This is a genomic window from Desulfovibrio sp. SGI.102, assembly GCF_050314315.1.
In the GTDB taxonomy this organism is placed as follows: domain Bacteria; phylum Desulfobacterota; class Desulfovibrionia; order Desulfovibrionales; family Desulfovibrionaceae; genus Desulfovibrio.
On the sequence record NZ_JBNPNC010000074.1, the window covers coordinates 1 to 8940 of the forward strand.

Annotated in this window: 9 protein-coding genes; 2 read left to right on the plus strand and 7 right to left on the minus strand. The window is 64.7% G+C overall.

Annotated features, from left to right (window positions below):
• From ACQRCJ_RS11370 to ACQRCJ_RS11390, 5 genes are all read right to left on the minus strand, one after another.
• Positions 1-213: transposase (locus ACQRCJ_RS11370; RefSeq protein WP_427799839.1), on the minus strand; the 213-nt coding region annotated here is incomplete at its 3' end.
• 92 nt (positions 214-305) lie between these two features.
• Positions 306-2066, minus strand: coding sequence for a hypothetical protein (locus ACQRCJ_RS11375; protein ID WP_427799834.1), 1761 nt, complete (start codon positions 2064-2066; stop codon positions 306-308).
• A 323-nt stretch (positions 2067-2389) separates the two neighbouring features.
• Complete coding sequence (locus ACQRCJ_RS11380; RefSeq protein ID WP_427799835.1) at positions 2390-3580, minus strand: MFS transporter; 1191 nt, start codon at positions 3578-3580, stop codon at positions 2390-2392.
• 328 nt (positions 3581-3908) lie between these two features.
• Complete coding sequence (locus tag ACQRCJ_RS11385; protein ID WP_204674460.1) at positions 3909-4748, minus strand: hypothetical protein; 840 nt, start codon at positions 4746-4748, stop codon at positions 3909-3911.
• Positions 4745-5542, minus strand: a complete 798-nt coding sequence (locus ACQRCJ_RS11390; protein WP_168936105.1) for a sirohydrochlorin cobaltochelatase — start codon at positions 5540-5542, stop codon at positions 4745-4747. Before ACQRCJ_RS11390 ends, ACQRCJ_RS11385 begins: the two co-directional genes overlap by 4 nt.
• A 106-nt stretch (positions 5543-5648) precedes the next feature.
• On the opposite strand from ACQRCJ_RS11390, the gene ACQRCJ_RS11395 reads away from it, so the two are divergent.
• Entirely contained in the window at positions 5649-6509 is an 861-nt protein-coding gene (locus ACQRCJ_RS11395) for an SDR family oxidoreductase (RefSeq protein WP_289616286.1), read from the plus strand.
• A 517-nt stretch (positions 6510-7026) separates the two neighbouring features.
• Here the strand turns inward: ACQRCJ_RS11395 and ACQRCJ_RS11400 are convergent.
• Together ACQRCJ_RS11400 and ACQRCJ_RS11405 are read right to left on the minus strand one after the other, a co-directional pair.
• Positions 7027-7647 carry a hypothetical protein gene (locus tag ACQRCJ_RS11400; protein WP_427799836.1) on the minus strand — a complete coding sequence of 207 codons (621 nt, stop codon included), beginning with the start codon at positions 7645-7647 and terminating at the stop codon, positions 7027-7029.
• Positions 7631-8467, minus strand: a complete 837-nt coding sequence (locus tag ACQRCJ_RS11405; RefSeq protein ID WP_427799837.1) for an HD domain-containing protein — start codon at positions 8465-8467, stop codon at positions 7631-7633. Before ACQRCJ_RS11405 ends, ACQRCJ_RS11400 begins: the two co-directional genes overlap by 17 nt.
• A gap of 205 nt (positions 8468-8672) precedes the next feature.
• Here ACQRCJ_RS11405 and ACQRCJ_RS11410 point away from each other — a divergent pair.
• The coding region (locus tag ACQRCJ_RS11410; protein ID WP_427799838.1) for a hypothetical protein at positions 8673-8940 on the plus strand (268 nt) is incomplete at its 3' end.

An 8940-nucleotide genomic window follows, 5' to 3' on the forward strand; every position in this document is an offset into this window, starting at 1 on the left:
CTCCCAAACTCCCCGATCTCGCCATCGGCAGAAGCGGCGATGTGTATTTTTCCAGTCGCCAAAATCGGGGGGTAAATCCCGCCACGGAGCCCCGGTTCTCAGTATCCAGAAGACGGCGTTGATAAACAATCGGTTATCGGCGGAAGGACGACCGACAGAGCCTTTGGAACCGGGAAGAAGTTTTTCAATATTTGCCCATACCTTGTCGGAAATATCATGCCTCCGATGTCCACCATATGGTCTCTCCTCATTGTAAGTGAAGAGATTATAACATACTTTTGAATTTGACGACACTATCTAGGGGATCAGGCGTCCTGGGGCTGACGGGCCTGCATGCGGCAGGCCGTGAGCACGCCCTGGCCGTCCGGGGTGACGGTGTAGGTGAAGTCCGCATCCAGCGGCGACTGGGGCGGCGTGTGGTAACGCATGGTCACATCGCCGTTGGCTTCGCGGCGGATGTCGATGTCCAGGGGCGAGTGCTCGTCCTGCAGCACGCCGGTCCGGTCGCTGAGGGTGCGTACCAGGAAGGCGCCGGACTGGCCCATGCTGAGGAGGACCTGCCGTGCCTGCGCGTCATTGTTGCCGCAGAGCAGCTGGGCCCGGATGGCCAGATTGTGCGATATGGTGGACGGCCGGCCATGCTCGAAATCGTTCTTGTCCTCGTCGGTCATGTAGGCGATGTCCTGGATATGGACGGTGGCCTCTGCCTCCGCCGGGATGCCCACACCGCCGAAGCTGATGGTGGGCCGGTAACCGGGAAGGGCATTATGCGTGCCGCGCCGGTTCAGGTCCATGGCCATCCCCTCTTCCACCTTGGCCATGTCGCCCAGGCGCGCCAGCGGTGTCAGGCTGGGCGGGAAGGCGAAGTCCTTGAGGTCGAAGCCGGCGGCATCGCTGACGGCTTCCAGGGCCTTTTCCAGGCGTACACCGGCACCGAGCAGGAGCATGCCGGTGAAGGGGACCGCGGGATCTTCCGTGCGGGCCCGGAACATGCCTAGGAGCTTTTCATACATGGCGCTGTTGAAATCACGCTGGCTCTTGGCGGCCAGATCCTGCGGCATAGGCTCCTGGAAGCAGCCCTGCCACAGGGTCTCGCGGCTGAGGGGGCCTTGGGGCTGCCGGGTGCGTATCTCGGGCAGGCGCTGCATGGCCACCATGATGAGGGCGATACCGCCGCCCAGGTTCAGCTGGGGAGCCAGAGAGGACATCTCGCCCACAGACTGACGGGGGGTCAGACACATGGCATCACGGAGCGTGGCATCGCCCAGGCCCGGCTTGCCGCAGGCAAAGGCAAAGCATTGCAGGGAGGTCTGGTTGGCCGTGGAAAGATCGCGGAAGAAGTCCGCGGGCGTGCCCTGACGCCCCGCCGCGCTTTCTTCCACCAGCACGCGGTCCATGAGCTGCCCCAGCTGGGCCTTGAGTTCGCCGTCCACACCAAGATGGGTGGCGCAGGCATCCAGGGCGGCGTCGCGGGTCAGCTGCGGATCGATGCCGCAGAGCATGTAGTCCGCGGGCCGGGACTGGAGGGTCTGCATGGTCACGGCGTCGGCCATGTCCTGATAGGAAAGCAGCTTCTGGCTGTTGGCCGCCATATCGTTGATGATCCGCTCAAAGGCCTGGCGCAGGGCCGGGGAGGGCTGGAGGTTGTTCTTCGCGTAGAAGTCCTGCAGCGCATGGTCCAGATTGCGGGTATCGCCCGCGCCGTTGTTGCCCAGCAGGAAGCGGCGGGCCATCTCGGTGTTGGCCGGGCCCAGGGCCTGCGACATGTTCGATGCCTGGGCCAGGATGTCGCGGGCAACGCGGGCCTTGAGCGGCTTGCCCTGCTGGCGCATGGCGCTGAGCTGCGGGGCCAGGGCATCGGCGATGCCGTCACCGTACTTGTTGCGGATGGCGCCGAGGAAAGCTTCGGCAGTGGCGCGGTGGGTGGCCTTGGCGGTGAAGAAGGCGCTGACCCTGCCGGAAGTCTGGATGCCGCCTTCCGCGGTGGCGACAAGACGGTCATGGGTGCCGGCTATGTCGGCCAGTCGGGTCAGAGTGGCAACGTTGACGCGATCGATCTGGGGCATGGGATCCCTCCCGGGAAATGGTCGATAGGTGCGGTACGGGATGTACGGGCAAATGCTGTCCTGCATGAAGCAAGCTTCATGCCAGTTCCTTCCAGCCTACAGGGGAAAGCCGGAAGTGTCCATTTTTCTTCGTCCAAAGGCGATCGGGCCCGGCAGGAGCAGGCGACGACACCCCCGGACTGGCAACGATGTTGCCAGCATGGAGAACAGGACGCGCCGCCATGGGACAAAAAGTGTCACGGCAGCCCCGAAGGACTGCCGCGGCAGGTGCGGGAAGATCCCCTGTCGAGACTTTTTGGATGTTCCGGGAAAGAGCGCGGCGATCAGCCTTCGTAGACCTTGTGGCTGTCCAGCCACAGCCAGCCCAGCAGGCAGGCCAGACCCACCAGAATGGCCATGAGGGCCTGGGCCGCCACGGGGCCGGGCCAGACGGGCAGGGCGCAGAGCAGCATGGACAGGCTGCCGAACAGCAGGCCGCCGCTGTTGATGAGGGCCGTCAGGCTGCCGGTATCGTTGCGCATCTGGTTGAGCATGAGCACCGTGGCCGGGGGGCGCAGGGCGCTGCCGCAAAAACTGATGGGCGCGCAGAGCAGGGCGAAGATGAAGGGCCCCCGATCCCCCACCAGCAGCAGGCCCAGCCCGGCCACCACGACGATGCCCAGATAGGCCGAGAAGAAGAGGCGCCGGGGCGCGGTGCGGAAAAAGCGCTCATGCGCCAGCGGGCCCAGCATGCTCATGCCCGCATTGAAGGCGAAGAACAGGCTGTAGGCCTGGGGCGAGAGCCCGAACAGGCCCTGGAAGATATAGGAGGAAAGGGCCAGATAGGCCATGAAGGGCATGCTGGTGGCGGAAAAAAGCAGCAGCAGGCAGCGGAATCCCCGGTGGCGCAGCACCACCAGCAGACGGCCCAGCGTGCGGAAGGCATTGCCCTGTACCGGATGGTGCATGGTCTCGCGCAGCAGCAGTGTCCCGGCACCGGCCAGCAGGCCGCAGAGCAGCAGGCAGGCGAAGATGCCGCGCCAGTCGGTGACGGCCAGCAGGGCCCCGCCGATGACCGGGGCCAGCATGGGCGCCAGGATGGTGATGGTCTGGATCCAGGTGATGACTTTTTCCATGGCCCGGCCGCGCAGCATGTCCTTGACGATGGCCAGGGCCATGGCGCTGATGCCGCCGCTGCCGATGGCCTGCACGGCGCGCCAGAACAGCAGGGGCCAGATGGACTGGGCCAGGGCCAGGAACAGGCTGGAGACCACATAGAGCAGGGCGCCCGTGTAAAGCACGGGCTTGCGGCCGTATTTGTCGCTGAGCGGGCCCCAGAAGAGCATGGAGGCCCCGAAGAGCAGCAAAAAGCAGGAGATGCTCAGGCTGGAGAGGGCGTCCGTGGTCTGCAGGGCCTGCGTCATGTGCGGCAGGGCCGGCAGGTACATGTCGGTGGAAAGGGGCGCGAAGGCGCTCAGGAAGGCGAGGTAGGCAACCAGCCTGCGGTTGCCGGGAGCAAAAACTTTTTTGGGCATACGGGAACTCCATGCCCTCGTATGAACGAAGGCGTGGTTCCGTGCTAACCAAGTTCCGCCCGATGTGCAATGAAATCCGTTTTCGTCCACCGGCGGGGCGCGGGCTTTTTTCGCACAGGGCCGGCAGACAGCTCCGGGAGGGCCTGCCGTCTGCCCACGTCACGGAGGCGGCGGGCGCGCTGCGGCTCAACCGTATACGCGGCACAGCCCGCACCGCGGCATCGCGCGGGGCCGTGCGGTGGCAGGGCCCGCTTTTCGTCCGGCAACGGGCAACAAAAAAGGACGGGCCCGTGCGGACCCGTCCTTGCAAAATGCGGGGAGAGCGTGCCTAGCGCAGGGCGGACACGATGTCCGAGGCTGAAGGCGAGGCCAGCACCTTGCCGTCGGCGATGACGGCCGGGATGCGCTTCACGCCGTAATAGCGGGAGATTTGCACGGCCTGGTACATGTTCACGTTGCCGGCATTGTAGCAGTAGCGGGCCACGTCCAGTTCCTGGCTGGAAGGCACGGCCGGACGCAGCTTGCCCATATAGGCGTAGTGGATGGGCAGGTCGCTGGGCTTGACGGTGGCATCGTACTCGTTGGTGAAGGGCACGCTGCGCCCCTGCTTCTTCTGGGCGGCCTTGATGCGGTTCCATTCGCTGAGGGCGTGGCTCATGTAGTCCATGGCCTGGCCCTTGCGCTCATAGCTGATCCAGATGCCCATGCCCATGAGGTCGGTACCGTAGTTTTCCGAATTTTTGGCAAAAACGGCGATCTTGGCGTCAGCGGGAGAAAGCTTGGCCGAGGCATCGCGCACGGCCTGCCAGACGCGGGCGCTGTCGGGCGAGGCAAAGTCCAGCAGCACGATGATCTCGTGCGGGGCCGTCTTGTTGCCGAAGAACACGGGGTAGATCTCTTCGCGCCAGTGGGGGCGGTAGGCGGCCTCGTCCTCGATGCTCTGGCGGTCGGCGCCCATGGCCTGCACCATGGCCATGCCTTCAGCGGAAAGGGTACGGGTGTTGGGCAGGCTCTTGTTCATCCAGGGGTTGAAGGCATTGGCTTTGGCAGCGGGGGCTGCCTGTGCCACAGGCGTCAGGTCGGCGCTGCCGTTGCCCCCCATCAGACCACAGGCAGAGATCAGGCCGCAGACCAGCAGGGCCAGCGGCAGGCGCAGGACATTCTTCACTTTTCCTCATCCTTTTTGACAGTTGGCAAGGCAGCCACGGCATCTTCCAGATGCCGCAGCCAGATATCGGCAAAAGCGCGGTATTCGGCCGTGCCCCGCACCACGGGCGCGCAGGTGTGGCCGGCGGCCTCGATGCGGGAACGCCAGGAATCCGGCGCGTCCCCGGCCATGTCTTCCAGAGTATGGCGCCCCACCACGGAGAGCAGGGGCATGAGCCAGACACGGCGGGACGTGAGGCGCGGCAGCAGGGCCTCCAGCTCCAGGGCACCGCTCATGGTGCCCACATGCACGCGGGCGTCCAGGGCCTGCACGGCCCCGGCAAGGGCCGCATACGCGGTCACGGCCTGCTTGCGGCTGCCGTGGCCCATGAGCACCACGTCCTCGTCGGCCCGGCGTTCTTCGGGCAGGTGGGCCAGCACGGCCTGCGCGGCGGCCCGGATGTCCTCGTCACAGGCCAGCAGGGGCGTCCCTATGCTCACATGCAGGCCGTCCAGACGTCCGGCCTCGTCCGCATCGGCGCGCACGTCGGTATGTTCGCTGCCGGGGATGATCTGCAGGGGCTGCACGGCCACATGAGTGAAATTTTCCAGGCACAGGCGGCGCAGGGCCTTGAGCACGGAATCGTTTTTTTGCCGGGCACGCGTCAGACGGGTGCGCAGCAGCTCCGAAGAAAGGGCCCAGCGCACGCAAATGCCGGGAAAACGTTCGCGCACCCAGGCGTCGAACTGGCGCAGCGAGCCACGCCCCTGGGGGCTGCTCGTACCGTAGGCGACCAACAGGATAGCGGTTTTCATCTCTGCTGGTGTACGACACTTGACGCACGCTGGCAAGACGGCGGGCCTCACGGTTGACCGTGGGCAGAGGGGAGGCTACAGTGCGCTATACTTTGGAGGATTGTTCGTGAAAGCATTGGTTCTGGAGGGCTGCACCGGACTGCTGGGGCAGGCCCTGCGCCATGTCCTGCTGGGGCGCGGCTGGTCGGTGGAATCGCTGGAACGCTCGGACGGTGACATCCTGGATGCGGACTTCCTGCAGGCCCGTCTGGACAGTTGCGCGCCGGACGTGGTGTTCAGCTCCCTTGGCTGGAACACGGTGGACGATGCCGAGGACCATCCCGACGAAGTCCTGCTCTACAACCGCACCCTGCCGCATACTCTGGCCTGCCTGCTCAAGACCCGCGGGGAAGGCCATCTGGTACACTTCAGTTCCGGGCTGGTCTTTTCGGGCCAGCACGGCAGCCCCTGGCGGGAAGAAGACGCCACGGCGCCCCTCAATGTCTACGGCAAGACCCGTCTGGCCGGGGAGCAGGCCGTCTTGCAGACCCTGCCCGAGCGGGCCTGCGTGGTGCGCACGGGCTGGCTGTTCGGCCCCGGCAAGCGCAATTTCGTGGACGACATCCTCAATGCCTGCCACCGGCGCGACAGCATCACCATCGTGGACGACCGCACGGGCTCGCCCACCTATTCGCTGGATCTGGCCCTGTGGAGCATCATGCTGGCCGAACGTCAGGCCACCGGCCTGTGGCATGCCGTCAATAGCGGTCAGGCCACGTGGTGCGAGCTGGCCTGCGAAGCCGTGGGCCTGGCCGGCAACGAATGCCGCGTGGAGCCCATCCCCTCGTCGCAATGGCCACAAAAAGCGCCGCGTCCGCCCTATACGGTACTGGACTGCGGCAAGCTTTCCGAGTATCTGGGGATGCATCCGCGCCCCTGGACGCAGGCCCTGCGGGAGCATTTTTTCTGCGACCCGTTCGATGCCTAAGGGTACCCGGCACGGGGACCGGTCGTTCACCGGCACGTTCCCGGGTACGGAGACGCGGAGAAGAGCTCCGGGCGAGAGACGCTCCTGCGGGCCGTCGATGGCAGTGGGGCATAGATCTTGAGAGGCTCACGGCATGCGGGAGCACGACCTTCCTGTGCCGGATCAGGGACGCAAAGCCCTCCATAGTGCAGAGGGATGACATATTTCCGGACTTGCATGGTTTGGACCTGAAAGGCCGCCTTCGGGCGGCCTTTCTCACAGACAGGGGGCTGCGGCTCCCTGTTTTTTTGTTGATGGGCCAAGAGAGGCGTGCATCGAGACCGCCAGCCGGAGATGGCCGGGCGATGAGCCTGCATGGCAGGGCAGGAGGAGCGACAGAGCTGTTCCGGCAGATGGAGGCGCGGAGATCGTGTCCGGCTTCCTTCACCGCAGGTATCGGCGGTGACGCCCGGCTTTCCGCCAAGGAGGAGAGGAACGCCGGTCTTTCGGTGGGGGGACTTGCTCCATCCAAAAAGTATCAGGGGCGCGCCGGACGTGGCGTCGTCTGCAGCCGGACGGGCGCCACCCGTATCAGAGCGGCGGCTCCGGCCAGCAGGGTGCGGCGCTGTGCCGCGGCCAGCCCGGCATCACGCAGGCACCCTTCCAGCCCGCCACGCCGCAGCCAGATACGGGCGGGCGTCGCGGGCCCCCAGGGCAGGAAACCGGGCAGGAGGCGTCGCAGCAGGGCCGCAGGCAGGCCCAGGTTGCGTTCGGCCAGGATGAAGTCCGCCAGCCAGAGCTGCCGTGCCGCCAGGGCACAGGCCCGCAGCAGGCTCACGGCATCGGGCCAGGGCAGGGAGAACAGCACATAGCCCAGGCGCAGCCCTTCCAGCGAGCCCGCAGGCAGATCTGGCAGGGACACAAAGGGCGCCTGCGCCGTCGTTCCGGGGAGGGCGGGCAGGGCATTGCAGGGCAGGGCATGGCTCACGTCCGGCCAGGGCACCCGGCGGCACAGGGCGGCGTACAAGCCGGGAACCGGCGGGGCCGGGCGCAAGGTGTGCAGGCGGGTCACGTCGGCATCGGACAGAAGGTCACGCAGCAGGGGGACGCTGCCGGTCGCCTTCGGGGAGAAGCAGGGAGCGCTAGGACAGGCAGGCATCAGAGGCCTCCGTGGTCGGGACGGCATCCAGACAGCGCAGCAGGTGGTCACGGGCCGCGGCATAGGCCGGTGTGGCGGGCAGATCCGTCAGCAGACGGCGCGCGTGGCCCTCAGCCACGAAGCGGGCCCGGCTGGCCGGGAAGTGCATGTCGTAGAACCATGTCCCCAGCAGCACCCGGAAATCGTTGACGCTCTTCAGGTCGGCATAGGCCGCCACCCGCCCGGCCAGGGCATCGTCCAGCACTTTGTCGCTGTGGAGGGCCGGATCATCGGGCAGGCTCAGGACAACGGTGGGGCAGTAGGGCCGCGGGCCGGAAAGATGCTCGTCCATGACACGCAGGATGTCCAGCTTGTCGGCATCACGCACGGCATGGCAGATGCGGGCCATCCCTTCCGGCAGGCCCGCGGGCAGGGCAAAGCGGTTGTGCAGGCCCACGGCGGCGAGCACCAGCTTGCGGACGGCGGGCATTTCGTCCTTCAGGCACTGTTCGCGTTTGAGGATGCGCACGCCCCACTGGCCGTGGTTGCAGGACTCCCGGTCGCGGAAGGTATGCCAGCGCAGGTACTGCTCGAAGCGGGCGACGTCATGGTACAGGGCCGCCAGCAGACAGGCGCGGTCCAGCGGCGGTGCGAAGCGGCCGCCCGCGACGATGGCACGGGCATGGGCCAGCACCTGCATGGTGTGGTGCAGTTTGAGATCCATGGGCGAAGGATCGCCGCCGTCGCGACGACATTCCTTTTCGCGCTCACGGGCCGCGTAGGCGGCGAACCAGGCTTCATGACAGCTGATGTCCGGCAGGACGGGGGATGCGGTGTTCATGTCTGTGGGTGTACGCCCCGGCCGGGAGGGAGGCAAGGGGCGTCGGTGCGTGAAGTCATTTTGCTCGATAAGTACTATAGATTGCCATAAATCTTAATTTATCGTAAATATTGGAATAATATTGGGGTTGATAATAATGTTTTATTGTATTCTTATAACAAATATAATCATTGTGAATTGATAATTGTTTTATACTGGGGGATATATGGAAAAGGATATCAAAGAAATGGAACATCATGAGCCTGGCTGGCATGAAGCATTATGGTTCCCTTCCAGCAGGCAGGTAACGTTTAGCCTTATTGGCTTTATCTTGCTAGTATATATTGCAAAATCCTGTTTGAGGGACCTTCCATTGGGGGGGATCTTACTCACTATGGTATTGTTTGCAATTCCAGCAAGTATTAGCTGTGCATACCATATAACGATACAAAAAACGATACGATCTTTGACGTTTACATCGAATGGAGTTAGAG

Coding starts and splice junctions, on each gene's coding strand:
- ACQRCJ_RS11375 (WP_427799834.1), bottom strand. CDS start 2,066: ATGCCCCAGATCGATCGCGTCAACGTTGCCACTCTGACCCGACTGGCC.
- ACQRCJ_RS11380 (WP_427799835.1), bottom strand. CDS start 3,580: ATGCCCAAAAAAGTTTTTGCTCCCGGCAACCGCAGGCTGGTTGCCTAC.
- ACQRCJ_RS11390 (WP_168936105.1), bottom strand. CDS start 5,542: ATGAAAACCGCTATCCTGTTGGTCGCCTACGGTACGAGCAGCCCCCAG.
- ACQRCJ_RS11400 (WP_427799836.1), bottom strand. CDS start 7,647: ATGCCTGCCTGTCCTAGCGCTCCCTGCTTCTCCCCGAAGGCGACCGGC.
- ACQRCJ_RS11405 (WP_427799837.1), bottom strand. CDS start 8,467: ATGAACACCGCATCCCCCGTCCTGCCGGACATCAGCTGTCATGAAGCC.